This is a genomic window from Klebsiella sp. V115_8 (assembly GCF_029967715.1).
Classification (GTDB): domain Bacteria; phylum Pseudomonadota; class Gammaproteobacteria; order Enterobacterales; family Enterobacteriaceae; genus Klebsiella; species Klebsiella quasipneumoniae.
In genome coordinates, this window is sequence record NZ_JASCAR010000026.1 from 38,320 (window position 1) to 63,810 (window position 25,491).

The 25,491-nt window shown below is 49.5% G+C and carries 19 protein-coding genes and 3 pseudogenes; 15 read left to right on the top strand and 7 right to left on the bottom strand.

The features are described from left to right. Positions 1-857 precede the first annotated feature (857 nt). From QLG03_RS10560 to QLG03_RS10615, 12 genes and pseudogenes are all read left to right on the top strand, one after another. A pseudogene (locus QLG03_RS10560) lies at positions 858-2,105 on the top strand (integrase domain-containing protein). 1 nt (position 2,106) lies between these two features. Further along, the gene (locus QLG03_RS10565; protein WP_255988579.1) at positions 2,107-2,748 is read left to right on the top strand and encodes a hypothetical protein; all 642 of its coding nucleotides are present in this window, start codon (positions 2,107-2,109) and stop codon (positions 2,746-2,748) included. 425 nt (positions 2,749-3,173) lie between these two features. Continuing rightward, positions 3,174-4,139, top strand: a complete 966-nt coding sequence (locus QLG03_RS10570; RefSeq protein WP_023301570.1) for a retron St85 family RNA-directed DNA polymerase — start codon at positions 3,174-3,176, stop codon at positions 4,137-4,139. After that, positions 4,117-5,709: an AAA family ATPase gene (locus tag QLG03_RS10575; protein ID WP_023301569.1), complete on the top strand. Its 1,593-nt coding sequence runs from the start codon at positions 4,117-4,119 to the stop codon at positions 5,707-5,709. Before QLG03_RS10570 ends, QLG03_RS10575 begins: the two co-directional genes overlap by 23 nt. Then, positions 5,706-6,335 (top strand): retron system putative HNH endonuclease, encoded by a 630-nt coding sequence (locus QLG03_RS10580; RefSeq protein ID WP_023301568.1) that lies wholly within the window; start codon positions 5,706-5,708, stop codon positions 6,333-6,335. Before QLG03_RS10575 ends, QLG03_RS10580 begins: the two co-directional genes overlap by 4 nt. Positions 6,336-6,697: 362 nt before the next feature. Beyond that, positions 6,698-6,994, top strand: coding sequence for an AlpA family transcriptional regulator (locus tag QLG03_RS10585; RefSeq protein WP_255988582.1), 297 nt, complete (start codon positions 6,698-6,700; stop codon positions 6,992-6,994). Further along, positions 6,979-8,060: pseudogene (locus tag QLG03_RS10590) on the top strand (IS3 family transposase). Before QLG03_RS10585 ends, QLG03_RS10590 begins: the two are co-directional and overlap by 16 nt. A gap of 231 nt (positions 8,061-8,291) precedes the next feature. Beyond that, positions 8,292-11,195: an AAA family ATPase gene (locus QLG03_RS10595; protein WP_255988584.1), complete on the top strand. Its 2,904-nt coding sequence runs from the start codon at positions 8,292-8,294 to the stop codon at positions 11,193-11,195. A gap of 657 nt (positions 11,196-11,852) precedes the next feature. Beyond that, positions 11,853-12,014, top strand: a pseudogene (locus tag QLG03_RS10600) (integrase arm-type DNA-binding domain-containing protein); the annotation flags it as partial. Positions 12,015-12,134: 120 nt separating this feature from the next. Next, positions 12,135-12,875 (top strand): SDR family oxidoreductase, encoded by a 741-nt coding sequence (locus tag QLG03_RS10605; protein ID WP_117129183.1) that lies wholly within the window; start codon positions 12,135-12,137, stop codon positions 12,873-12,875. 401 nt (positions 12,876-13,276) lie between these two features. Next, positions 13,277-13,843, top strand: coding sequence for an XRE family transcriptional regulator (locus tag QLG03_RS10610; RefSeq protein ID WP_048298702.1), 567 nt, complete (start codon positions 13,277-13,279; stop codon positions 13,841-13,843). 449 nt (positions 13,844-14,292) lie between these two features. Beyond that, a complete protein-coding gene (locus QLG03_RS10615; protein ID WP_023290697.1) occupies positions 14,293-14,655 on the top strand; it encodes a cupin domain-containing protein in 363 nt (120 codons plus the stop codon). Between the two features lie 143 nt (positions 14,656-14,798). On the opposite strand, the gene QLG03_RS10620 is transcribed toward QLG03_RS10615, so the two are convergent. Together QLG03_RS10620 and QLG03_RS10625 are read right to left on the bottom strand one after the other, a co-directional pair. Then, positions 14,799-15,599 carry a hypothetical protein gene (locus tag QLG03_RS10620; RefSeq protein WP_102004649.1) on the bottom strand — a complete coding sequence of 267 codons (801 nt, stop codon included), beginning with the start codon at positions 15,597-15,599 and terminating at the stop codon, positions 14,799-14,801. Positions 15,600-15,719: 120 nt separating this feature from the next. Beyond that, a complete protein-coding gene (locus QLG03_RS10625) occupies positions 15,720-16,604 on the bottom strand; it encodes a LysR family transcriptional regulator (protein ID WP_023290699.1) in 885 nt (294 codons plus the stop codon). A gap of 211 nt (positions 16,605-16,815) precedes the next feature. Here QLG03_RS10625 and QLG03_RS10630 point away from each other — a divergent pair, with 211 nt between their 5' ends. Further along, the gene (locus tag QLG03_RS10630) at positions 16,816-17,388 is read left to right on the top strand and encodes a flavin reductase family protein (RefSeq protein ID WP_048335044.1); all 573 of its coding nucleotides are present in this window, start codon (positions 16,816-16,818) and stop codon (positions 17,386-17,388) included. Positions 17,389-17,407: 19 nt separating this feature from the next. On the opposite strand, the gene QLG03_RS10635 is transcribed toward QLG03_RS10630, so the two are convergent. After that, a complete protein-coding gene (locus QLG03_RS10635) occupies positions 17,408-17,761 on the bottom strand; it encodes a helix-turn-helix domain-containing protein (protein WP_032429203.1) in 354 nt (117 codons plus the stop codon). A gap of 333 nt (positions 17,762-18,094) precedes the next feature. On the opposite strand from QLG03_RS10635, the gene oqxA reads away from it, so the two are divergent. Continuing rightward, positions 18,095-19,270 carry a multidrug efflux RND transporter periplasmic adaptor subunit OqxA gene (oqxA, locus tag QLG03_RS10640; protein ID WP_044524416.1) on the top strand — a complete coding sequence of 392 codons (1,176 nt, stop codon included), beginning with the start codon at positions 18,095-18,097 and terminating at the stop codon, positions 19,268-19,270. 23 nt (positions 19,271-19,293) lie between these two features. After that, positions 19,294-22,446, top strand: a complete 3,153-nt coding sequence (gene oqxB, locus QLG03_RS10645) for a multidrug efflux RND transporter permease subunit OqxB (RefSeq protein WP_044524417.1) — start codon at positions 19,294-19,296, stop codon at positions 22,444-22,446. A gap of 63 nt (positions 22,447-22,509) precedes the next feature. Here the strand turns inward: oqxB and QLG03_RS10650 are convergent, their stop codons facing one another. The 4 genes from QLG03_RS10650 to QLG03_RS10665 all read right to left on the bottom strand — a co-directional run bounded on the left by QLG03_RS10650 (position 22,510) and on the right by QLG03_RS10665 (position 25,473). Further along, positions 22,510-22,989 (bottom strand): Rrf2 family transcriptional regulator, encoded by a 480-nt coding sequence (locus tag QLG03_RS10650; protein ID WP_023290703.1) that lies wholly within the window; start codon positions 22,987-22,989, stop codon positions 22,510-22,512. 272 nt (positions 22,990-23,261) lie between these two features. Then, positions 23,262-23,654, bottom strand: coding sequence for a DUF6379 domain-containing protein (locus QLG03_RS10655; RefSeq protein WP_050533619.1), 393 nt, complete (start codon positions 23,652-23,654; stop codon positions 23,262-23,264). An 11-nt stretch (positions 23,655-23,665) separates the two neighbouring features. Further along, entirely contained in the window at positions 23,666-24,679 is a 1,014-nt protein-coding gene (locus QLG03_RS10660; RefSeq protein ID WP_049013851.1) for a TIM barrel protein, read from the bottom strand. Between the two features lie 20 nt (positions 24,680-24,699). Continuing rightward, positions 24,700-25,473: a TIM barrel protein gene (locus tag QLG03_RS10665; protein ID WP_048298058.1), complete on the bottom strand. Its 774-nt coding sequence runs from the start codon at positions 25,471-25,473 to the stop codon at positions 24,700-24,702. Between the last annotated feature and the right edge of the window lie 18 nt (positions 25,474-25,491).

Genomic DNA, 25,491 nt, shown 5'->3' on the forward strand with positions numbered 1-25,491 from the left:
TTTTCATCCGGCATCATTAAGAGCTTTAACCTAGCTATCTTTAGCTTATCGGTGCTTTTCAACTCGTTAATGGGTTTTAATGGATACTGCGTGTAAAGATAGCATATTTTTTAAGACATCAGAACCTTTTCCTTTACTGAGGATAGATACAGAAAGCGCAGTCACTTAAAAAAGATATTTATTTGTTTATATTCAAAGAGTTACCAAGTATTTTTCATCAAAAACGCACTTCACGTAAAAAATTTCAGCTTCTCAAGCTGTCTGCTGACTGAATACACAAACAACTTCTATTGATCAATAAACATTATGTAATGACGTCTTGTGAACTTCCGTTCCTCGCTCAAAGCGGACGTTCAACTCATAGTTCGTCCGCTCCTCGCTCATATCAGACTATAAAGCTTGTAGCTATAGCCGGTGAAGGTGAACAGTAAAGTGTTCACTGTTCACTGACTATTCACCCCCTATCTTGCTGAAATAGATACATAAATTCACATAGTGAACAGTGTGAACAGTTTTCTGTAAAAAGATTTTTCTTGATGTGAGCCATGCAAAAATAGATCTACTTAACTTCATAAAATGCTCAAATAACTTTTATTGGTATACGCTTAGGTATATCAATAAAAGTTGAATCAATAAAATTACAATAAAAACAAAGCATTGAGCAATTAAGTCAGACTCCGCCAGCCCACCAAACATTCATTCATGATGCATCATGAACCTTAAAAAAGCCTGTAACTTCAACGAGTTGCAGGCTTTTTTGTTGCATGTGTGGTCATGATCTCTGTATGAATCTTAACCTTTTGGCACCATGTTTAGCCCCACGGTATCGTGGGGCTAAAAAAGCGTGGTGCTAAAACATGCCTAAGCAACTGAAACCCTTAACAAATGTGGAGATCGCTGGCGCGAAGCCCCGTAGCACGGACTATGAGCTACGGGGCGGTGAAGGCCTGTACTTGCTGGTTAAGACTTCAGGGAGGAAGGCCTGGCATTTCGAGTATTATCATCCCGTCACCAAAAAGCGCACCAAAACCAGCCTTGGCCCTTACCCGGTCGTTACACTGGCCATGGCTCGCGAAACTCGCACGAAATACAGACGACTGCTCTATCAGGGCATCGATCCCCGTCAACACTTAGCAGGAATAGCTGAAGAAAAACGCATCCAGAATGAATGCACGCTGGAAAAAGTTGCGGAACAGTGGCTCAAAGAGAAGAAACGGACCAGCGATCTTAGCGAAGATCACGCCAAAGATATCTGGCGCTCGTTGGAGATGCACGTCTTCCCTTCTCTGGGTAACACGCCCGTCACCGAGCTCCGCCCTAAGATGCTCAAGGAGCACCTCACACCTCTGGAAGAACAAGGCATCCTCGAAACACTGCGACGAGTCATTTCACGGCTTAATGAAATCTTCCGCTTCGCCATCTCCGAAGAGCTCATCGAGTTCAATCCGGCTGACAACCTGGTCGCCCGCTTCAAAAAACCGAAATAGCAGAACATGCCCGCCCTCCACCCCAGCGAGCTGGGCAGGCTGATGCTGGCGCTACAGAACGCCTCTATCCGCAAGGAAACCCGCTGCCTTATCGAATGGGAGCTACTGACCTGGGTTCGCCCCGGCGAAGCCGTCAGCGCCCGCTGGTGCGACATCGATATGAAAAAAGCGGAATGGCGCATCCCCGACACCTTTATGAAGATGAACCGTTCGCACACGGTGCCGCTCAGCAAACAGGCGCTGCGCGTTCTTCAGGTTATGGAGCCCGTTAGTCGCCATCGCCCGTGGGTCTTCCCCAGCATCCGTAAACCACTGGAGCACATGCACCAGCAAACCGCGAACGCCGCGCTTATTCGGATGGGGTTTGGCGGCGAGCTGGTCGCCCACGGCATGCGCAGCATCGCCAGAACGGCGGGCGCAGGTCATTTTCCCCGTGAAGTCCTGGAGTCTGCGCTGGCGCACCAGAAAGAGGATGAGATCGAAGCGGCCTACAACCGCAGCGACTATCTGGAACAAAGGCGACCGCTGATGCAGTGGTGGGGAAACTACGTTGATGCCGCCAGACGGCAGGCATTGCTCGGTGAAGAAGAACCGCTGCGGATCGTGGAAGGAGAATAATGTGACCAGTCCCATTCGTCAGAATCTGTTTGAACGGGAATGCGATATGCCGCTGCTGGAAGCGCGGCATCTCGCCCTTCTGCTTCTCGGCCTCGATGCTTCCCAACCTGCAAACGCCCTGCCGGAAGAACATCAGGAAAATTACCGTATCCTGCACGACGCCATCAGCCGCACCATAAAAGCCACAGGCATGGTCAGCGCCCCGGCGAATAAACGCATGTTCTATGCCGATGAGATGTTTGCCCTGGCCTGGCGGCTTATTGATGACGAACTTACGCCGCCAGAAATTAAGACCCGCAGCCTGAAGGCAGTGATGAAACTGTCGCGTAATAGCCGTGGCCGCAAGTGGTTAAAGACGCTCGGTGACGACGCGCTGCCGGATCTCACTGCTTCAGCACAACCTTCCCTGCGTGGAATGCATAAGCGTGACAAAGCGCGGGAGAATACTGCCCGACTCTGCTGGCTACTGGTTCAGCTTCTCGTTGAGGAGACTGATGGGCGGTATGGGACGTCTGATAAACCGGCTTCGGATCGGATACTTAGTAAGCTGAAGACGCTGGCTCAGGAGCGGGGATTGTCGTTTGATGGGCTTGGACGAGGGACGTTTTATGAGGTGTTGAAGATGGGGCGTGAGGAAGAGTAAGTGAGAGCTATTTATTACAGGTTATGGAATACAACTAGATTATAGTTTCTGAACATTTAAGTCTTAGCATCTACTTGATTTATATATAGCAAACACTTCGGGTATGACTTTATAGAAAGCAGTTCAATTTCCCTACTGCATCTTCACCTAATCGTTGTGTTTCGTGAGGCATTGATGTGCAGTATTCGATACAGTAGACTGAGAGGGTCCTTTAGCGTTTAGACGATTACGTCTAGTCGGGTGATTAGCCAGACTCTAACTTATTGTGGGGTTTCGTGGTTGCGGTAGTCGTTCTCCGCAGCCGCTTGAACCCATCGCGGCTGCGGAGAACGACTACCGCATCCTTTAGTAAAGGACAGTGGCAAACCGATACTCGGTTTGCCACATTTTCTTTGTCTATGTTTATGATTCCCTAAGGACTAAGGATGCGCCTTAACCTCTATGCAAAACTGGTCAAAATTCAGCCGAGAAACCGTCGGCAAATTGACAGCTTCCTTTTTAATGCACCTAATCGATATAAGGTTTACACCATACCTAAACGAAATGGTGGAGAGAGGATTATCGCGCATCCCTCGCGTGAACTTAAGACTTTCCAATATGGTCTTATAACTATTTTGGAAACTCATTTCCGTATCCATGAAAGTGCAGTTGCTTATAAAAAAGGCTTGGGTATTAAACAAAACGCAACTCTACACTCTAATAATCCTTATATTCTAAAGATGGATTTTTCTGATTTTTTCAATAGCATTACTCCTGATTTACTCTTCATGGCATGTGAATGGAATGATTATGAGTTATCTTCTGCAGAGAAGAGAGTTCTTACAAAAGGTTTATTCTGGAATAAAGCTAAAAATCAGTCTGGTAGGCTTTCATTAAGCGTCGGAGCGCCCAGTTCTCCGCTTATTTCAAATGTAATTATGTATCTCTTTGATGATTCATTCACCAACTTTTGTCAACAGCGAGAGATCACCTATTCACGTTATGCTGATGACCTTACATTTTCGACCCATCATAAAAATGCTTTATTTGATTTACCTAATGAAGTCAGACATTTTCTCAATAAAGAGTATCAGAACAGAATAACATTAAATGAACGAAAAACGGTTTTTACTTCGCGAGCTCATAATCGGCATATAACTGGCGTAACGCTGACAACACAAGGGTCGCTTTCAATAGGGCGAGAACGTAAAAGATTCATTTCCTCCTTAATTCATAAATATAAACTTGGCTTACTTGATCCTGACACCTCTTATTATCTACAAGGACTACTATCATTTGCAATTTATATCGAACCTGATTTCAGAGTCAGAATGTCTAAAAAATACTCAACCAATACCGTTACAGAAATAATAAAACTGAGGAAAGAAGATGAAGCCTATAGAAAACAATAAATTCATTAAACTTGCCTCTAAATCAAGAAAAGGGGATATTGACTCCTCCTACGAGTTATATACACTTTATCAGACCGGAAAATTTTTAGAGCAAGATATTCATAAAGCACAGGAATATCTTGATTTGGCACTTAAACAATTTAGCCAACAAAAAATAAGATTCACACAACTGTCTCTTCTGAATTTTAGGATTATAGATCGCCTTAATCTAGATATGACAAAAAGTCAAATTCAAGTACTTGTTGGAAACAATGGTGCGGGAAAAACAACTGTACTGGATGCAATTTCTTATAGTCTGAGTTGGCTTATACAACGCATTGTACACAAAGGTGGAAGAGCCAGAGACATAGAGAAATCGGATATCAGTATAGGTAATAATGATGGTTATAGTTCTATTATAGCCAAGATTGGTCTCAAACATAATTATAACTCAACACTTGAGTTATGTGAAGTTGAAGAAGGAAGTATTGTAAACAAAAAGAGTTATTATTCATCTTTCACTAGGTTAGGTAATTTGTATAAACTAGCTTGCGATAAAGATGAACGTTTTGAACTGCCACTTCTAGCGTACTATGGAGTGATGCGCTCTACAGATATCAATTCAAAAGATGTATCTGACTTTGATGAAACATCAGCCATAGAAATTAGCAATCGTTTTGACGGATATAATAATGCTCTTACTGGGAAAGCAGACTTTAAAGCTTTCTTTCGTTGGTATAAACGTCTTGATGACGTAGTTAAACACGAAGCAACTTCAGCATTTCAAACTGATCCCAAAATACTCGCATCACTGGAAACATTAGCATTAACGGATTCAAAGTCTCGTAAACTACTAGATGATCTTATCCTTAGTCTTAAGGAACGCCAAGAGTACGAAGGAAGCAGTAGCGCTAAAAGAAAACAAACAATCATAAATAATGCTGTTTCGTTATTTATGGAGGATTTTAGTAACCTAAATGTAGAGTTGAAACCAACACTACATCTTTCAATTGAAAAAAATAATAAAAAAATAAATGTTCTTCAACTATCTCAAGGTGAAAAATCACTTTTGGCCTTAGTCCTTGATATATGTAGAAGAATGATGGTACTCAACCCATTATCAGAAAACCCGCTACTCACTGCAGGTATTATTCTTATTGATGAGGTGGATTTGCATCTACACCCGGAATGGCAACGTAATATCTTGAAAAACTTCAGTAGAGTTTTCCCAAATTGTCAATTCATTGTTTCGACTCATTCACCTCAAGTGATAAGCGAAGTAAAACATCATCAAATTTGTATACTGGGTAAAGATAGCAATGGAAACTTTAATGCATCCAAACCTGAACAATCATATGGACTGACATCAAATGAAGTTCTTAATGAAATAATGAACACTGGCTTTCAAAAACTAGATCGTTCACCTGAAGTACAGAAAGAAATTGATGATGTATTCATGCTTATAGAGGAAGGTAAAATAGAAGAAGCGAAAAATAAAATTAATAAAATAGAATTAGACCTCAATGGAGAAATACCTGAATTAGTTAGTGCTAAATTTGACATCGAACTTCAGGGATGGGACAAAGAATGAGAGAGATACGAAAAGGATCTGAGCCGCGCTTACTCACAGAATATCGTTCCAGAGGGGGAGAATATGATGGACCTAATTTTACACCTGTAAAAAATGCCATCAGATCATCTTTGTTGACAGAGCAGGGATATCTCTGCGCCTATTGTATGACTCGCATAACGGCCGAAACAATGAAAGTGGAACATTGGGCATGCCAATCAAACAACCCGCGACTCCAGCTTGATTATTCAAATCTGTTAGGTTGCTGCATGGGATCTGAAGGAGAAAAGTTCACTAGTCAAACTTGTGATACAAAAAAAGGTGATAAACCATTAAAATATAACCCCAGCAAACAACAAGATCAAATTAATAACATCATAAAATATGATGGGCAAGGAAAGATATTTTCAACAGATAGAGAGTTCTCGGCACAAATTAATACTGTACTCAACCTTAACAAGGTCAGGCTAGTACAAAACAGATCATATATACTTACATCTGTACGCCAAAAACTTTCCAGTAAAACGGGTAAGCGCAGCAGAACAGAAATCAGGCGTTTTTTAGATGATTACCTGACTCTCAATCAAGATGGGCAATTGAGAGAATATTGCGGGCTTGTTGAATACTACCTCTTATCAAAAATATGATTACTCAATCAGGAGTTAAGCAGTCATTTAACAAGGTAATCAAAATTTAATATCTGTATGAAATATTTTGGTGCTTATTCTTCCTTCCAAACCTCCATCTTATTTTTTGCAGACCTTAAGATAAGGTCTGCTATTATGAAGAGTTCACTGTCGTACGTTGCCATCCATTATATGTAGTCCCGTTAGAATTACAGCTTGTTAACTTCTCTTTTTTCAATTAATTCATTCATATCCATTAGGGTTTAGGTCTCTTCGGACTCATTACTTTCTATCCGGACTTAATTTTTTCACCCGGACCTATACCTCCCCTTCCCGTTCCGCGCTATAACCGCTCCGATACTCTGTTCCCGTGAGGTGCAATCATGAAAACCCGTGCTGACAGTAACGATGCTTTTCCCGAAAGCGGTAATGTGCGTATGCGGCAGGTGGTCCAGTTTCTGGCGATGAATGAATCGTCAGTTCATCGCCTGATTAAAGACACCGACTTTCCCCGCCCCGTCCACCTCTCTTCCCGACTGGTGGTCTTCGATGCTGCTGAAATCCGCCAGTGGCAGTGTAAGTATCCCGGTAAAGCGGACCATTCACATTTAGAGATCTTCCTGCATACTGATTATGTTCCTGGACCCGATTCACCGAACACCAGATCATTGCCGTTCTGAAGTCCGTCGAAGCCGGACGCACCGTCAAAGATGTGTGCCGCGAAGCCGGGATTTCTGAGGCCTCGTACTACAACTGGAAAGCGAAGTTCGGCGGTATGGAAGCCTCTGATATCAAAAAGATGAAGGACCTCGAAGATGAAAACCGCCGGTTGAAACAGATGTTTGCGGACCTGAGCCTCGAGTGCCGCGCATTGAAAGACGTTATTGAAAAAAAGCTTTAAAACCAGCGATAAAGCGTGAGCTGGTCAGCTATCTGACCGCGCAGTTTGCCATGAGCTTACGTCAGGCATGCAGGATATTGTCGCTGAGCAGGACGGTATTTCGTTATCAGCCGGATACGCAACGTGATGAGCCAGTCATTATGGCGCTGACCGTGGCGGCTGAACGCTATCCGCGATACGGATTTAAAAAGCTTTTTCAGGTGCTGCGCAGGCAGGGCAAAAGCTGGAACCATAAGCGCGTTCACCGGATTTACTGCCTGCTGAAACTGAATTTTCGCCGTAAGGGAAAACAGCGCCTGCCAGTGCGCAATCCGGTTCCGCTGGTGACGCCAGAGGCGATGAACCAGAGCTGGTCCATCGATTTTATGCACGATGCGCTGGTGTGCGGCAGACGCTTCCGGACCTTCAACGTGGTGGATGATTTTAACCGCGAAGCACTGGCGATCGAAATTGACCTGAATATCCCGGCGCAGCGAGTCGTGAGAGTGCTGGACAGGATCGTGGCAAACCGCGGATATCCGCTAAAGATGCGGATGGATAACGGTCCGGAACTGGTCTCGCTGACGCTGGCACAATGGGCAGAAGAGCATGGTGTGATGCTGGAGTTTATCAGGCCCGGCAAGCCAACGCAGAATGCCTTTATCGAACGGTTCAACCGGACATACAGAACAGAAATACTGGATTTTTAACTGTTCAGAACACTGAATGAAGCACGGGAAATTACAGAGCGCTGGCTGGCTGAATATAACGGCGAGCGCCCCCACGAATCCCTGAATAACCTGACGCCGGAAGAATACGGGCTGATGGCTGAAACCGCGGAAATCTCAAAAAGTGCGTGGAACTAAAACGGGTGCGCTTACACTAATTATTTCCACACCTACGATTCGTAAATACATCCTCTATAAGGTACTATTAAAATTTAGCACCACAATATTTTTGTGAATCTCATCACATAAAGAAATGAAATAATCTCTTATTTTTCATTCATTAACAAAGCACATTTTACTTAAGTACAAGTTGACGCTTTGAAAGCCAGAGATAAAATAATTCCTTAAACCTAGTTATCAAGGCTAGCTATGAGCAGAGAAAAAGCATTCGAAAAATTTAAGACACTTCAGGAAAACTACATCACTCACAAGGAAACTCTTTTTGAAGCTAATGAAGCTGAGATCAGACTCCTAATGATCGATGAAATTTTACAGATTCTTGGCTGGAAAAAAGAAGAATTTACACCAGAAGCCTTTTGTGGAACCTCAGGATATGCCGACTATATACTGAGTATAGAGAGGAATCCACGACTTGTCGTCGAAGCAAAAAAGATAGGTGTTACCTTTGGTTTACCGACGAGTTCATTAACTTCTAATGAATATACAGTCTCATATTTTAAAAAAGCATTCAAGAAAAAGCTTACTGATGTTATAGATCAAGCACAAAGATATTGCGTCGAAAAAGCAGTGCAATATGCAGTTATAACAAATGGCGCTGAATGGTTAGTTTGCCCTATGTTACCAAAACCTGGTAAAACTATTGATTCAATGAAAGGGATTTATTTTGGTAATTTATTTAACGGGGAGTTTTCTTTTGATCTTATGTATGACCTAATGTCGAAGGATAGCATACATAATAACAATCTTGACAATTATCTTTCAGAACTCAATTATTCACCATCAGAAGTATGTTATATCTTAAAAGATCATTTTAATAATTTTACGTGGGACAGCAACAAAGATAATGAATGGATTGACGATTTTTATCAAAATTTCTTCTCTCAAATAACTGAAAAAAATCAGCGTAAGATGCTTGAGCATTGCTTTGTAAGCGACTCAAAACTTGACCAATTTAAAGGTGAGATTAAAAGAGCATTAAAGGATTCCAAACCTAGTTTTCTACCAAATGATGCGCTAGATTTGTCTCCATCTGAAGGGAAAGATTTTATTCTTGAGCACAATACTGGAAAAGTTATCATCATAACTGGCGCTGTTGGTTGTGGAAAAACAACATTGGTCACAAAATGTCTAGTAGAAGCCAGACAGTCAAAAAATATTTATGCCACGCCAATTATAATTGATTTGATAAATGATGTGTCTAAACACAGTATTGATGTGAAAAATATAGTTTTTGATTACCTATATGAAAAAATAAAGAATGACTACGAAACAGAGTTTACTTTAGATGAACTAAGAGTAACATTTGCACATGAATTAAAAGTATTAAAAAATGGTGCTTATAAAGAAATTTTCAATAAAAACCCTGAGTCTTTTATACTTAAAGAAGCTGAACTTCTAGAAAAAGAAAGCTCTAACAAGAAAAATATGGCATTACGCATATTTAAAAAAAGAGCTAGAGAAAACAAATCTGTAATTATTATTATTGATAATGTAGATCGAGCAGCAGAAAGTTTCCAGGAAGAAATTTATGCGTTATCACATTTAATCACGCAGGAATCAGGTGCCACTGTAATTATCACTCTTAGGGAGTTTACTTTTTTCAAAAACAAAGATAAAGGTTTCCTTGATGTTCGTCCTGAGGATAAGATAATACACCTTAAATCTCCAGATTTTAATAAACTAATATCAACCCGTATAAAATACATTAAAGAACATTTGGGTGAGGATTACAGGATTAAAGATTGGAGGAAAAAATATCAATTAGATAAATTCCTCGAAAGGATGAACTTTTACGCAGATGTTCTACGCAAAAATCTTCAGCTATCAAATGAATCCATACCTATCCTTGAGATATTATCATCTGTAGCATGGCATAATATTAGAACTTTTTATCAGTTGATAAAGCATGTACACTATCAACTAGGGAATAAAATAACGTGGCGCAAGCAAGACATTATATCTACTTTGACCTATCATCCAGACCATACTGAAAAAGCTTACATTCCAAATGTATATTTGCCATATCAAAACATTAACCAATGCTATTATCTAAAATTACGGATATTATCTTTTCTAAATGATGCAGTTTCACCTGGAGAAACCTCAAGAGGAATATCTTTAGATAGAGTAATGAAGTTTGCATCTTTATATGGTTATAAAAAACAATGGATTGTTAAAGCAATTGAAGGTTCTGTTAAAGAAAGAATTATAGAATGTATTGAGTTACCTTCAGATAGTGATCTCAATATAGAATATAATGTTCAACCATCACATACGTTTCGGATATCTCCTCTTGGAACCTGTCTGATACTTGATATATGCCACACTCCTATATATCTTTCTTTGTCCTCAATCCATCTGCCTTTTCATGAGAAAAAACCATATAATGAAGCGAAAGATGAACTTAATAAGTTAGTTAACTCTATATATAATGATAGAACAATAAATAACAACCATGAAATTATAGATCTGGTTGAACATAGCAAAATGCCAAGTTTAATATCCAGTTATTTATCTTCTGAATATGAGAAGGAGAAATTATCATTATCAATATTAAAAACACAGACTGATGTATTTTTAACTGAAAAGAGAATAAGCAAACTAATAGCTTCCTTTAATTATACAAACGAAATAAATGAAGACAATAGCTGTAATAAAGAAAAAACAAACCAGATTAATTTATCTTTTAACTTTGATGATATAAATGAACCAATAAACACAGATATTACATATGGAGATAAGGAGGTCCCTTCTACGATAAAACCATTAAGCTTAAATGAAGCTATGTCTCGTGGCAGTGAATATGTTCCACTTATTTTCGTGGCATTGGTAATTAGAGCTTACTTAGGCCATGAGGCAAGTATTGGAACTGAAATTACTGAGGCAATAAATGATCACCTTGTAAGTGAAGATAACAAAAAATTTACAAATAATGTTTCTCGAGCATTACGCTCTAGTGCATTAACTAAACAGAAGTGGTTATTAATAAGGACAGATTTACACCATAAGTTCAGAAAGTTTTCCTTAAGCAATGACTGGCAATCTCAGTGGGAGGAGATTTTTAATGAATCACCACCTGAGATCCAACTATAATATTCACTTTTTCTTTTGGATATTTTGAAGTCACGGCCCATACGTAGGTAGCTATGGGCTAAAAATATTTCAGAACAAACACTCTTTCAATCTGACAGTTCTAAGTTAGAGAGCTTAACTCAGCCTTTCTCAAGCATGACAGCCACTTTTTCATGTTTTTTCCAATTTCAATAGCCGTTGAGTTAACAACAGATCCTATCAATTCTGAATGAGAAGGGATGTGACAGATTTTCTTTTCGGGGAATTTGTTCACAGTATCCGACAATGCACATCGCGATTATTCATTTTGCTCCGTTGAAAACAGAACTCAAAACGTCATATTTCTTTTTCCATTAATCATTATAAAAATCATAAAGTTACAAAAACCCCTTCCATATCAACATTATCGCCACTCTTTTTGCGCCTTCCCTTCCCCGCAAAAAATCAAAATCACCAACAAACTCAACCACCTCCCCCACCAATTACAAGGACGCCAGCCCAAAATTCTCCATCGGTGATTACCAGAGTCATCCGATGAAGTCCTAAGAGCCCGCACGGCGCAAGCCCTGCGGGTTTTTTTGTTACCTGTGCGGTCATATTCTCTGTATAAATCTCGAGCATCATCTATGCTTGTTTTGCACCACGATGCCATATCGTAAAAAACCATGGTGCAAAAAGATACCTAATCAATTGAAATACCAAACTAATACCGAGTAGCAACTACGCGATGGCGACGGGCTGGCGTTGTTGATTAAGCCATTCGGCAGAAAGATCTGGTTCTTCAAATACACTCCCCCGGCGCTGAAAAAAAGGGCCACCATCAGCATTGGACCCCACCCCGCTTGGTGCCAAATGCCAATGCTGCAGCCATAATCTCACCATGGCGTGATGTAACAGATGACGACTGATGGTTATCTTCGTCAGGTACGTGATGTTTCTAAAGACAAAGAAAGGCGAATCATGGGCAGATTTCAAGGTAAACGCATCCTTATCACTGGCGGTACCAGCGGTATGGGGTTTGCAGGCGCACTGCGCATTGTTAGTGAGGGCGGCAATGTTGCCATTACGGGCCTCAATAATGAAAGGCTGAAGCGCGCCCGTAGTCTACTGCCTGAATCATCTCTCATTCTGAAGAACGATGCAGCCAGCGAAGCAGATATAAGCGTTCTTCAGGCAGCGATAAGCGGCTGGGGTTCACTCGACGGACTATGGCTTAATGCTGGCTTCGCAGAAGTAGGTGCTCCGGAATCGGTGACAGCGGATGCTTTTAACCGCATGATGAATGCTAACGTCCGCGGCCCGATGCTGCAGCTTGCCGCTCTTTCTGGATCCCTCAATTCAGGCGCATCTGTTCTTGTCACCTCATCTTCATCTGTATATGAAGGTGCGGCAATGACCAGCCTCTATGCAGCAACGAAAGGCGCAGTTGTCGCAATGGTTAAAAGCTGGGCCTCTGCGCTGGCTGTGCGGGGGATTCGCGCCAATACGCTGGTACCGGGTCCGATCGAAACGAACTTTAGACATTTCATGCCGGAAGAGTCGCGTCAGCAGTTTGAGGATTTTGTTGTCAGCCAGGTCCCCCTCGGCCGGGCAGGAACCGCGGAAGAAGCATCTGCTGTCGCACTTTTCCTGCTTTCTGATGATGCATCCTATGTCACCGGCAGTCAGTACGCGGTAGATGGCGGGCTGGTGCATTACTAGATATGGCAACACCGGCATCATTTCCTGATACAGATCCTCAAACCCCCACTGTAGAAGTGGGGAAAATAACGGCCCCTGCTTACATCAATAAACAATCCGTTACTCCAGAATCATCCATTTTTCGCTTAAAACAGCCCGGCAACATCCGAACGCAACGAACAGATTCAATGTGCAATATCTCCCGTTACCCAGACTGCCCATCAAACCGGTGAACACCAAAATGGTTCATTTGAAAGGATAAACGTGGTATTCAGGCATGGCGGGCGCGTGAAGAATCACTGACTGTTGATGCAGCGATGACATATCAGGCCAGCGACAGCAGTGTTATGTCCCTACCGCAATCTCAACTGGGCGGGGCGTTTATTCGGATGAGAAGGACTCACTCGGGGAGGGAGGCAATAATGGCAGATTCTGAACGCGATAAACCAGCTGCGTTGTCATTAAATATCGGCAGTAAAATAAGACGACTACGGCAGTCCCGGGGGATTTCGTTAAACGATCTGTCTAAATTGTCAGGGGTTTCAAAGGGAGCGTTATCCAAACTGGAATCAGGATCTTCCAGTCCCCGAGTTGATACGCTGGACGCTATCGCCACCGCGTTACGTTTACCGGTCGGCGATTTGCTAAGCGGCAGCAGGATGTATCCCCGCTTTGAAAAATATCGCCCTGTGCCGGGCGATTATTCGCAAATGATGAAATTCCGCATCGGCCCCGGCAATACCTCCGAGATATGGTTGCTGCAAATGGAACCGCGGGTCACCATCCACAGCCCCGGACATTCAGAGGGGGCGCATGAACATATTCTGGTACACAGCGGAACTCTGCGCCTGCGCTTGAGCCAGTATGAAGTCATCACCCTGGAGCCCGGGGATTTTTATGCCTTCTCTGCAGAGATTGCGCACACGTACAGCGCAACGGAAACGGCGGTTAGCGCGACGGTGGTGATGACTCACCTCGAGCCCGGTTAACTCCGCCGCGCCATTATCGAACCTGGAGACCTGAGATATGGCGCCAGAGTTTCGGGCATCTGTTCACTTAAAGAAACAAAAACGGTCCGCTGAATGCCTGAGGGAAAATTATTTTAAAAATAAAATTAATTAAATTCAGTCGATTGATTGCGAACTGATAAATATCTTCCCCCGTCATCGGGAAACCCGTTGTTCAGTTTGCGGGTTAACTGTATTGTTATTTCGAACAGCAGAACCGGCCTGCTTGCGCTGTATTTTCCCACAAAGCAAAGCAGGCGTAATAGCCGGAAAGCTGGCCATAATACGGTCACTTTCCTGATGATCCTGGCGTCTTTTTATTAGCGATCAATATCGCCTAACCCGGCTGTGCGCCGTGCGGCCCAATGCCTGCTCTTTTTTTATGACGAAATCAACCCACCCGCATTAAATATGTGTGACGGAGAAGATGAATGCGTAAAGTTAATTTAAAAGACAGTTTTGCTCTGTTCAGCGATTACTGGAGCCCGAAAATTGTCGGCGAAATGAATAACGAATATGTCAAACTGGCTAAATTATCCGGAAAATTTGACTGGCATCATCATGAACAGGAGGACGAGCTTTTTCTTGTGGTCAGCGGCCGCTTGCGAATGGGCTTAAGAACAGGCGATATCATTCTTGATGCCGGAGAGTTTATTATTGTGCCGAAAGGAACTGAGCATTGTCCTGAAGCGTTAACCGAAGAGTGCTGCGTCGTTTTACTGGAGCCAAAATCGACCCTGAATACGGGTAATATCGTCAATGAACGTACGGTGCGTGAACTGGATAAACTCTAATCGTCTGGCGGTGCGGAATAAACCGGGCCAGGGGAAGTTTTAGCGTTACCGGTTACCCGGCCCCCCTATAAGGATAAGCCCCCCCACGACATCTCGCGCAACCCTTTCATACTCCGGCCGCGTCAGCGGCCGGAGGGATAGATTTACTCCTTGTCAGAATAGGCGTCCAGCATGGCAAAGACCGCCCACCGCGCCGCATCGTCTGCAATATTGTCAGGCAGCGCATCAGCCCGCAGATTGACATAAGCGTCGGCAGCCCTTCGGATGGCAATCCCGACAGAGTGACGATCGTGCGTTGCCAGAGTGGAAGTCAGCAGGCCATCGGGATCAATGCCGAGGGCTTCTATTCGGCGAACCCCGCGTTGCGGTAGATTGGCGCGACGGAACAGCATCGGTCCCAGCACTTGTTCGCGGAAGAAGGACAGCATCCCCAGCGCTTCGAAGAGTTCGCCCCGGCCCAGTTTAACCCCGGCATAATGCAGCCAGATCCAGGCTCGGGACTCAAACCACTCCGGCGTCATGTTCGGCCAGTAAGCGCTAAATTTTGCCAGCTGGCGCTTGAGAGCATCGCTATCACGGGTAAATAGCACGGCAGGCTCCTCAACGCGCTGAGTGAGCATGTCCAGGGTGATAAATTTGAGATCGACATGCAGAAGTTGCGGGCCAAACAGACAGATCAGCAGGCGAGGCTCGCCGACGTGTTCCCCGGTGAAAGCATGTAGCAGATGGCCGAGGGTTCCGGCGAACGCCATACGCTGAGCCATGATTTCGTCATAATAGAGAGGGTCGACCACCACCACGAAATCGAGATCGGAGTATTGATCAAACCCGCCATGGATAAACGAGCCGCCGGCGAGAAGGGCGAGGATCCGCGGGTCAGACTGTAATTTAAGCTTCAGTTGCTCTGCAAAACTTCTGTGTAAATCGGGGAGCGTATTAAACATACTTTTTCCTGTTCACAAAAAAGACAAAGCATTACAGAATATCGAGTGATTGATCGGCAGACCAGATATTTCTGCAGGAGCCCTGCGCTCCCATGAGGGGCTCCCGAAACGATACTTCCCTCAAACCACCTCGCTCATCCACTCAGCAAACGCCCGCACGGCGGGAGAGAGAAAGCGCTGGTGCGGATAGAGCAACGTGACGGGTACCGGGGGCGGCTGCCAGTCCGCCAGCACTTCCACCAGCCTCCCCTCCCGCAGGTGGTCAGCCACGATATTCTCCGCCAGCTGCGCCAGCCCAAATCCTGCCAGGCACATTTTTATATAAAGCCCCGTTTCATTCACCGCGGCGGTGCCGCTGACGGGTACAGAAAAAGTCTCGCCGTGGCGAAGGAAGCGGAACTCATCGGCCCGCCTCGCCTGGCCGGAGAAATAATGCACGGCCCGGTGCTGAGAGAGCGCCTCCGGTGATGGCGGCACGCCATATTCCCTGAGATAGTCCGGTGACCCGCAGGTGACCCAGCGAAAGCGGCCCAGAGGCCGGGCCACCAGGCTGGAGTTGTTCAGCTCTCCCGTGCGTATCACGCAGTCGACGCCTTCCTGAATGAGATCGACCTGCCGATCGCTGACCCCAATCATCAGGTAGATATCAGGGTAGCGTCGGTAAAAGTCTTGCAGATGGGGCATGACGATGAAATGCGCGATGCCCGCGGGCATATCAACCCGCAGGCGCCCCTGAGGCCGCGCGACAGACTCGCTCAGGCTGGATTCGCTATGTTCGATGAGGGCGAGAATTTCCCGGCACTGCGCCAGATACTGCATCCCTTCCGGAGTCAGGCTCACCCGCCTTGTGGTCCGGTTCAGCAGCCGCACCTTCAGGTATTTCTCAAGGTTTTTAATGGTACTGGTGACAGTGGAGGCCGGCAGGGAAAGGGTTTCCGCGGCACGCACGAAGCTTCCTGCCTCCGCGACGCGCATAAACATCTGCATAGCCTGGATACGATCCACCTTCTTTCTCCCCTGTAGCGAGCAGCCTACCGACAGGCGGCATGATTATTCGTTGATTATGAATAATGAAAACAATTTACGCATCTTTTTGCGCTTAATCGCCTGGCGTATCGTTGCGCTGTGGATATCGCGTGAGGGGCCAAAAATGACCATGCCCTCAATAAATATCCAGAGAATCAACATATTAAATAACACGCATAAAGGAAAAATAATGTCCGTTCAGCCTGTCGAATTAAGTAAGGCGTATCGTTTATTGCAGGTCGGGTCCACCACCATGATTTCCGCAAAATATGATGGCGTCGAAAATGTCATGTCAGCCGCCTGGGTTGGGCTGGCAGGCGAGCGAAAAGTGGTGGCCTATATCGGCCCCCAGGCCTTCACTCGTCAGCTGGTGGAAAAGAGCGGCTATTTCGTCGTGCAGATCCCCGTAGTCAGCCAGATGGCAACCGTCCTCTACGCTGGCGGGCGCAGCTATGCCGACGCGCCGGATAAAAACGACACCATCCCCTTCTTTTATCAGCCGGGGTTCGATCTCCCCCTTGTCGCCGGCTGCGCGGGCTGGCTGGTGTGCAAAGTGATGCCTTACCCGGACATCCAGCAACAGCACAATCTGTTTATGGGCGACATCGTCGCCGCCTGGAGCGATGACCGGGTATTCCGCAACGGACACTGGATCTTTGATGATGCGCCGGACGAGCTGCGGACCGTTCACTATGTCGCAGGCGGGCAGTTCTATGCCATCGGCAAAGGCAGCAAATTCGATCATGGACCGGGTAAGGACTGACCCTCCCCGGTCATGAGCATCACTGACGAGATGTCTGCGCGGCAGAGCGGCTGATACTCCGGCGCCAGACGCCGGGCGCCTGGCCAAACTGGCGCTTGAAGCTGCGGTTGAAGGACTGCTGGGAGTCAAAGCCGAGGGCGATCGCCACGTTGAGGATCGGCTCGTTGCTGTGGGCTAAGCGTTCGACCGATTTTTGCAGCTTTTGCGCCCGGATATACTCCCCGAGGGGGTGCCCGGTATGTTCTTTGAAGATCCGCTGCAGGTGCCACTTCGAATAGCCGGCTCGCCGGGCAACGGTATCAATATCCAGACGGCTATCAAGATGGTTGTCGATCCAGTCGATCAGATCCTGAATGATGGCGCCAGTGTTCATCATATTTCCCCCTCGCGGCCGGTTAAAAGCATCTTTAGCAGTTGCATTAAAAGGTGGCCTGGTTTTACACAAAATGCAAGTTTTATTGTTGCATTTAAAACCCTGCCAGGATCGCGCCTTTTTTCTCCGGTGAGGATCGCACATAAAGTGCAACAATTATTCTTGCACTTAGTTAAGCGCCTTCCTACAATCGCCGCGATAGTGTATTCGAAATTGTTACAATTTTGTGGCGATGATCGACACAAATGGCCTTAAGCCAGCCCGGACAAAGGAAGTGGCGCAGCCTCTCAGGCTGCGTCTTGCCCGGCGGCTACAATGACTGGAATAAAAATAATGAGCCTGCAAAAAACCTGGGGAAACATTCACCTGACCGCGCTCGGCGCGATGATGCTCTCCTTCCTGCTCGTCGGCTGCGACGACAGCGTCGCGCAAAACGCCGCGCCGCCCGCGCCTGCCGTCAGCGCCGCTAAGGTGTTGGTGAAGTCGATCAGTCAGTGGGATAGTTTCAACGGTCGCATTGAAGCGGTGGAGAGCGTTCAGCTCCGCCCCCGCGTCTCGGGATATATTGATAAAGTGAATTACACCGACGGCCAGGAGGTGAAAAAGGGCCAGGTGCTGTTCACGATAGACGACAGAACCTATCGCGCCGCGCTGGAGCAGGCGCAGGCGACGCTGGCGAGAGCCAAAACGCAGGCCAGCCTGGCGCAAAGCGAGGCGAACCGCACCGATAAATTAGTCCATACCAACCTCGTCTCCCGTGAAGAGTGGGAGCAGCGCCGGTCAGCCGCGGTACAGGCGCAGGCCGATATTCGCGCCGCGCAGGCGGCGGTGGATGCCGCGCAGCTTAACCTCGACTTCACCAAAGTGACCGCCCCTATCGACGGCCGCGCCAGCCGCGCGCTGATCACCAGCGGCAACCTGGTCACGGCGGGCGACACCGCCAGCGTGCTCACCACCCTGGTCTCGCAGAAGACGGTGTACGTCTACTTTGACGTCGACGAGTCAACCTACCTTCACTACCAAAATCTCGCCCGCCGCGGGCAAGGCGCGTCCAGCGATAATCAGGCGCTCCCGGTGGAGATTGGCCTGGTTGGCGAGGAGGGCTACCCCCATCAGGGCAAAGTGGATTTTCTCGATAATCAGTTAACGCCGAGCACCGGCACCATCCGCATGCGCGCCCTGCTGGATAACTCGCAGCGGCTGTTCACGCCGGGTCTGTTTGCCCGCGTGCGTCTGCCGGGCAGCGCGGCGTTCCAGGCTACGCTTATCGACGACAAAGCGGTGCTCACCGATCAGGATCGTAAATATGTCTATATCGTTGATAAAGATGGCAAAGCGCAGCGACGTGATATCACGCCGGGGCGGCTGGCCGACGGTTTACGCGTCGTGAAGCAGGGTCTGAAGCCTGGGGATAGCGTCATCGTCGACGGCTTACAAAAAGTGTTTATGCCGGGTATGCCGGTTAACGCCAAAACCGTTGCCATGACCCCCAGCGCCGCCCTCAACTGATCCCTAATCAGAGAATCCAAGACATGGACTTTTCCCGCTTTTTTATCGACAGGCCAATTTTCGCCGCGGTGCTGTCGATTTTAATATTTATCACCGGGTTAATCGCCATCCCGCTGCTGCCGGTGAGCGAATATCCTGACGTCGTGCCCCCCAGCGTGCAGGTGCGCGCGGAGTATCCCGGCGCCAACCCGAAAGTGATTGCCGAGACCGTGGCGACGCCGCTGGAGGAAGCGATCAACGGCGTTGAAAACATGATGTACATGAAATCGGTCGCCGGCTCCGACGGCGTGCTGGTGACCACCGTGACCTTCCGCCCGGGTACCGACCCGGATCAGGCGCAGGTTCAGGTGCAGAACCGGGTCGCGCAGGCGGAGGCGCGTCTGCCGGAGGATGTGCGCCGTCTGGGGATCACCACCCAGAAACAGTCCCCGACGCTGACCCTGGTGGTGCATCTGTTTTCGCCAAACGGTAAGTACGACTCGCTGTATATGCGCAACTACGCCACGCTGAAGGTGAAGGATGAGCTGGCGCGTCTGCCCGGCGTCGGCCAAATCCAGATATTTGGTTCCGGCGAATATGCGATGCGCGTCTGGTTGGATCCCAATAAGGTGGCGGCGCGCGGGCTGACCGCCTCGGACGTGGTCACGGCGATGCAGGAGCAAAACGTCCAGGTCTCTGCCGGGCAGCTTGGCGCCGAGCCGCTGCCGCAGGAGAGCGACTTCCTGATCTCGATTAACGCCCAGGGCCGTCTGCATACCGAAGAAGAGTTTGGCAATATCATTCTGAAAACAGCGCAGGACGGCTCGCTGGTCCGCCTGCGCGACGTGGCGCGCATCGAGATGGGTTCCGGTAGCTATGCGCTGCGCTCCCAGCTCAACAACAAGGACGCGGTCGGGATCGGTATCTTCCAGTCCCCGGGGGCTAACGCCATCGATTTGTCGAACGCCGTGCGCGCCAAAATGGCCGAGCTGGCCACCCGCTTCCCGGAAGATATGAAGTGGGCGGCGCCGTACGACCCAACGGTGTTCGTGCGCGACTCCATCCGCGCGGTGGTGCAGACACTGCTGGAGGCGGTGGTGCTGGTGGTGCTGGTGGTGATCCTGTTCCTGCAGACCTGGCGCGCGTCGATTATCCCGCTGATCGCGGTGCCGGTATCGGTGGTCGGTACCTTCAGCATACTCTATCTGCTGGGCTTCTCGCTGAATACCCTGAGCCTGTTCGGGCTGGTACTGGCGATTGGTATCGTGGTGGATGACGCCATCGTGGTGGTGGAAAACGTCGAGCGCAATATCGAAGAGGGGCTTGCGCCGCTTGCCGCGGCACATCAGGCGATGCGAGAGGTCTCCGGGCCGATTATCGCTATTGCGCTGGTGCTGTGCGCGGTGTTCGTGCCGATGGCGTTTCTCTCGGGCGTGACCGGTCAGTTCTACAAGCAGTTTGCGGTGACCATCGCCATCTCCACGGTGATCTCGGCCATCAACTCTCTGACGCTCTCCCCGGCGCTGGCGGCCCTGCTGTTAAAGCCGCACGGCGCGAAAAAAGACCTCCCTACCCGGCTGATCGATCGTCTGTTCGGCTGGATTTTCCGTCCGTTTAACCGCTTTTTCCTGCGCAGTTCGAACGGCTATCAGGGGCTGGTGAGTAAAACCCTCGGCCGCCGTGGCGCGGTGTTTGTGGTGTACCTGCTGCTGCTCTGCGCCGCAGGGGTGATGTTTAAAGTCGTCCCCGGCGGGTTTATTCCCACCCAGGACAAACTGTACCTGATTGGCGGCGTGAAGATGCCGGAAGGTTCGTCGCTGGCGCGCACCGATGCGGTGATCCGCAAAATGAGCGAGATCGGGATGAATACCGAAGGGGTCGATTATGCGGTCGCCTTCCCCGGTCTTAACGCGCTGCAGTTCACCAACACGCCGAATACCGGGACGGTCTTTTTTGGCCTGAAGCCGTTCGACCAGCGCAAACACTCGGCGGCGGAAATTAACGCGGAGATTAACGCCAAAATCGCGCAAATCCAGCAGGGATTTGGCTTCTCCATCCTGCCGCCGCCGATTTTAGGATTGGGTCAGGGCTCCGGCTACTCCCTTTACATCCAGGATCGCGGTGGGCTGGGCTATGGCGCGCTGCAAAGCGCGGTGAATGCCATGTCCGGGACGATTATGCAGACGCCGGGGATGCACTTCCCGATCTCGACCTACCAGGCTAACGTGCCGCAGCTGGATGTCCAGGTCGATCGCGATAAGGCGAAAGCGCAGGGGGTATCGCTGACCGATCTGTTCGGCACGCTGCAGACCTATCTCGGCTCGTCTTATGTCAATGACTTTAACCAGTTCGGGCGTACCTGGCGCGTGATGGCCCAGGCTGACGGGCCGTACCGCGAGAGCGTGGAAGATATCGCCAATCTGCGCACCCGCAATAATCAGGGCGAAATGGTGCCGATCGGCAGTATGGTGAATATCAGTACCACCTACGGGCCGGATCCAGTGATCCGCTACAACGGTTATCCGGCGGCGGACCTGATTGGCGATGCCGATCCGCGCGTCCTCTCCTCCTCGCAGGCGATGACGCTGCTGGATGCCATGTCTAAACAGGTGCTGCCGAATGGAATGAATATTGAATGGACGGACCTCAGCTTCCAGCAGGCCACCCAGGGCAATACGGCGCTGATCGTCTTCCCGGTGGCGGTGCTGCTGGCGTTCCTCGTGCTGGCGGCGCTGTATGAAAGCTGGACCCTGCCGCTGGCGGTGATCCTTATCGTGCCGATGACGATGCTCTCCGCGCTGTTTGGCGTCTGGCTGACCGGGGGCGATAACAACGTCTTCGTGCAGGTGGGGCTGGTGGTCCTGATGGGCCTGGCCTGTAAAAACGCCATTCTGATCGTCGAGTTTGCCCGCGAGCTGGAGATTCAGGGCAAAGGCATCATGGAAGCCGCGCTGGAGGCGTGCCGCCTGCGACTGCGCCCGATTGTCATGACCTCCATCGCCTTTATCGCCGGGACCATTCCGCTGATCCTCGGCCACGGCGCAGGGGCGGAAGTCCGCGGCGTCACCGGGATCACGGTGTTCTCCGGGATGCTGGGGGTGACGCTGTTCGGTCTGTTCCTGACGCCGGTGTTTTACGTGACGCTACGGAAACTGGTGACCCGCAGTAAGCCGGTCGAGGAGGATCTGCCCGCCTAGCCTGCGGCAAATAACAAAAAACCGCCTTCAGCTGAAGGCGGTTTTTTTTCGTCAGGACCAGGATTAATGCGCTTTTTTAAAGCGGGCGATCATTTCCGGTACCGGGTCGCAGCCGCTGGTATCGGCGTTTTTAAGCGCCTCCAGCGCGCTGGCCACGGTATGGCGAGCGAGGACGTTTAGCGAAGCCTGCTCCGCTTCGTCAGCGACCGATTTGAAGTACCAGCAGGCGTTGGCGCTGACCACGCAGCGGGCCGGGACGTCAGGGCGCGACGCCCACAGTTTTTTATCTTCGATAACGGAAAGATAGATATCACGCAGAGTGATTTTGTCCGCCGGGCGGCCAAGATGAATAGAGCCGTTGCGGCCAAGCGTGGAGACAATGATGCCGTCACGGGTGAGCGGAACCATTAATTTGCGGATAAAGCTCGGGTTGGCTTCCAGGCCGTAGGCCAGAATCGCACTCGTCGAACGTTCACCCATCTGCTCCGCCATTGCTACGCTGAGAACCATCTGCAAAGCTGTCGGGAAGCGGTAATCTAACATGGTATTGTCCTGGGTTGCGGTGAATCTTGTTCTTTTTGGCACCGCAGAGGTGAGTAATCAATGAACAACAATATAACAAATACGGGAATTTTTTTGAAGCAATCTGCGGTTAGCCTGCGAAGTAAATTTTCCTATTTCGTCTGCACAGGCAGGCTGAGAAACCGCGCTCTTCCGAAGCGGTTTGACTGGACGGCAATCTCCTCAGCGCTCCCCGGTGGCTGCCCCGTGGTATAGAAATCCGCTGCCATAACGGCAGCGGATCCTGCGGGAGGTTACGCCGTTAACTCCAGCTCGGTTTCAAAGGTGGTCACCGGCACAAACGGCAGATAGGAGATCCGCAGCCTCTCGGCCACCTTCAGGCGATGCCAGCCGGCCGGCAGGCCGCCGGGTTTGAGCACCGTGATGGTCGCCTTTTCACCGAAGTTCCACCGGTCGTCGTAAACGCTCTCCAGCTCGTCGAGCGTCCACTCCCGGCCGCGCAGCGCCAGGCGGATCGCCTGCCGCGGGATGGCTTCGCCGTTGAGGGTCACGGCGATATCTTCCACCATCGACAAACCCAGACCGCGGTAGTAAGGCAGACGGGCCAAAAAGCGCACGCCGATAATTTCCCCGTCGCGGGTGACGTTGCCGAAACCTTCGCGGCAGATAATATGCTGATCAAACATGATAATGCTCCTTACTGACCCAGCAGCGCCGGGGGTGGGGTTTCATCTAACAGGCGACAGAACATCAGCTGCTGGCGGCGGACCTGCTCCAGGCTGTCCACCTCCTGCGCATCTTCCACCCAGCGGTTGCCTTCATACTCGGAGCACACATACCCCTCATAGCCGCCCTTCTGCAGCACGCGGAAGATCTCATCGTAGGGAATTGACCATTCGCTTATCTCGTCGGTCATTTCGTAGAATTTGGCATGAATGTTGTGGATCCGCGGCATAAAATCGAGCATCCGCTTCGGCTCGAACGCCGCGTTGTGGCGCAGCGTTTCCGCCATCGCCAGCTGCGGGCCCGGCCCCCATTTTTGCATCACATCCAGGATCACGTATTCGCTGAGCGTCCGCTCCTCATAGGCTTTCTCGATAAAATCCGCCGCCGCCTGCGGGCAACCGTTACGAATAAAGCGCTCTTTCCACACCCGCGGGAAGCGGGCTAAAAACATCCCCATATCCGGCAGGAAGCCCAGCGCCCGGGTGTTGGCTTTTTCATAGGCTTCGGCATGGCGAATAATCCACGGATGGTCGAAATGCAGCGGGGCGTGCACCTCCAGCAGAATGGTGATCCCTTTGTCTTCCGCATAAGGCGCCGCCGCCACCAGCACCTCCGGCGCCACGGAAACCAGAGAGCGGATAAAGCGCATGCCCAGCCGGGCGGCAAAATCGATGTCGTTTTGCACGCTGCGCACCTGCTCGTCAAACGGCATCGGCCGGTCTTTATAACGTTTATAGTCGAGCATAAAGTCATGGCACACCGGCACCGTGTCATGGCGCTGCATCAGACGGCGCCAGTCGGCGATCGCCGCCTCCGGCATGCCGCACTCCGGCCAGCCGGCGAAGGTCTGTTCGCCGACGACTTCAATGCCGCGGGCGCCGAACGCCGCGCAGTGACCGATCGCCTGATCGAGGGACATCTTGCCGAGATAGGTCTCATTCTGAAAGCTGTACAGACTGACGCCGCGTTTTATTTTCTGAGTCATAAAAGTACCAGGTAAGTTGGTTAACAGGATAAGCCGGTCGCTTCGCGGGCGCGGGCCACCGAGGCCGCTGCGGGCAGCGACGGTTTATACTCCAGGCCAATGGCCCCGTTGTAGCCCAGGCGTTGCAGCCGGGCGATCACTTCTGGCCACTCGCCGCTGCGCGGATCCGGTTCGTTACGTTCCGGCGCCTGCGCTATCTGCACGTGTCCCACCCGGTGCATTCTGCCGCCGAGCACCTCCTCCATCTCCTCTTCCATCACCAGCGAGTGATAGACGTCAAACAGCAGCTGCAGCCGCGGGCTGTTGACCGCCTCGATAATGTCCAGCGCCAGCCGGGTGTCGTTTAAGAACATCCCCGGATGATCGATGCGGGTGTTGAGCGGCTCCAGCAGCAGAGTGACCCCGGCGGCTTCCGCCAGCGTCGCCGCCTGGCGCAGGATGTGGATCGCCTGCGCCTGCTGTTCGGCGATCGCCACCCCTTCGCGGCTGAAGCCGGAGGCCACCACCAGCGGCGGCGACCCCAGCTGGCGCGAGGCCGCCAGGCTGTCGCTCACTGCCGCCAGAAACTGCTCATGCTCCGCCGGATCCACCAGGCTGCGCCGGGGCTCCACCACGAAGCTCGACAGCCTCACGCCGGTCTCCTCCAGCGCCTGCGCCAGCGCCGCCAGCGGTTTATCACGCCAGAGATGAAACTCAACGTGGCTGAATCCCTGCGCTTTCGCCGCCCGGACCCGATCGCTGAAATCGGGATACTCTTCACGAAACAGCCATTCAATACATGCGGACAAATACATCCGACCCCCTTCTCTACT

Coding starts and splice junctions, on each gene's coding strand:
- QLG03_RS10570 (WP_023301570.1), top strand. CDS start 3,174: ATGCGCCTTAACCTCTATGCAAAACTGGTCAAAATTCAGCCGAGAAAC.
- QLG03_RS10575 (WP_023301569.1), top strand. CDS start 4,117: ATGAAGCCTATAGAAAACAATAAATTCATTAAACTTGCCTCTAAATCA.
- QLG03_RS10580 (WP_023301568.1), top strand. CDS start 5,706: ATGAGAGAGATACGAAAAGGATCTGAGCCGCGCTTACTCACAGAATAT.
- QLG03_RS10585 (WP_255988582.1), top strand. CDS start 6,698: ATGAAAACCCGTGCTGACAGTAACGATGCTTTTCCCGAAAGCGGTAAT.
- QLG03_RS10595 (WP_255988584.1), top strand. CDS start 8,292: ATGAGCAGAGAAAAAGCATTCGAAAAATTTAAGACACTTCAGGAAAAC.
- QLG03_RS10605 (WP_117129183.1), top strand. CDS start 12,135: ATGGGCAGATTTCAAGGTAAACGCATCCTTATCACTGGCGGTACCAGC.
- QLG03_RS10610 (WP_048298702.1), top strand. CDS start 13,277: ATGGCAGATTCTGAACGCGATAAACCAGCTGCGTTGTCATTAAATATC.
- QLG03_RS10615 (WP_023290697.1), top strand. CDS start 14,293: ATGCGTAAAGTTAATTTAAAAGACAGTTTTGCTCTGTTCAGCGATTAC.
- QLG03_RS10620 (WP_102004649.1), bottom strand. CDS start 15,599: ATGTTTAATACGCTCCCCGATTTACACAGAAGTTTTGCAGAGCAACTG.
- QLG03_RS10630 (WP_048335044.1), top strand. CDS start 16,816: ATGTCCGTTCAGCCTGTCGAATTAAGTAAGGCGTATCGTTTATTGCAG.
- QLG03_RS10635 (WP_032429203.1), bottom strand. CDS start 17,761: ATGAACACTGGCGCCATCATTCAGGATCTGATCGACTGGATCGACAAC.
- oqxA (WP_044524416.1), top strand. CDS start 18,095: ATGAGCCTGCAAAAAACCTGGGGAAACATTCACCTGACCGCGCTCGGC.
- oqxB (WP_044524417.1), top strand. CDS start 19,294: ATGGACTTTTCCCGCTTTTTTATCGACAGGCCAATTTTCGCCGCGGTG.
- QLG03_RS10650 (WP_023290703.1), bottom strand. CDS start 22,989: ATGTTAGATTACCGCTTCCCGACAGCTTTGCAGATGGTTCTCAGCGTA.
- QLG03_RS10655 (WP_050533619.1), bottom strand. CDS start 23,654: ATGTTTGATCAGCATATTATCTGCCGCGAAGGTTTCGGCAACGTCACC.
- QLG03_RS10660 (WP_049013851.1), bottom strand. CDS start 24,679: ATGACTCAGAAAATAAAACGCGGCGTCAGTCTGTACAGCTTTCAGAAT.
- QLG03_RS10665 (WP_048298058.1), bottom strand. CDS start 25,473: ATGTATTTGTCCGCATGTATTGAATGGCTGTTTCGTGAAGAGTATCCC.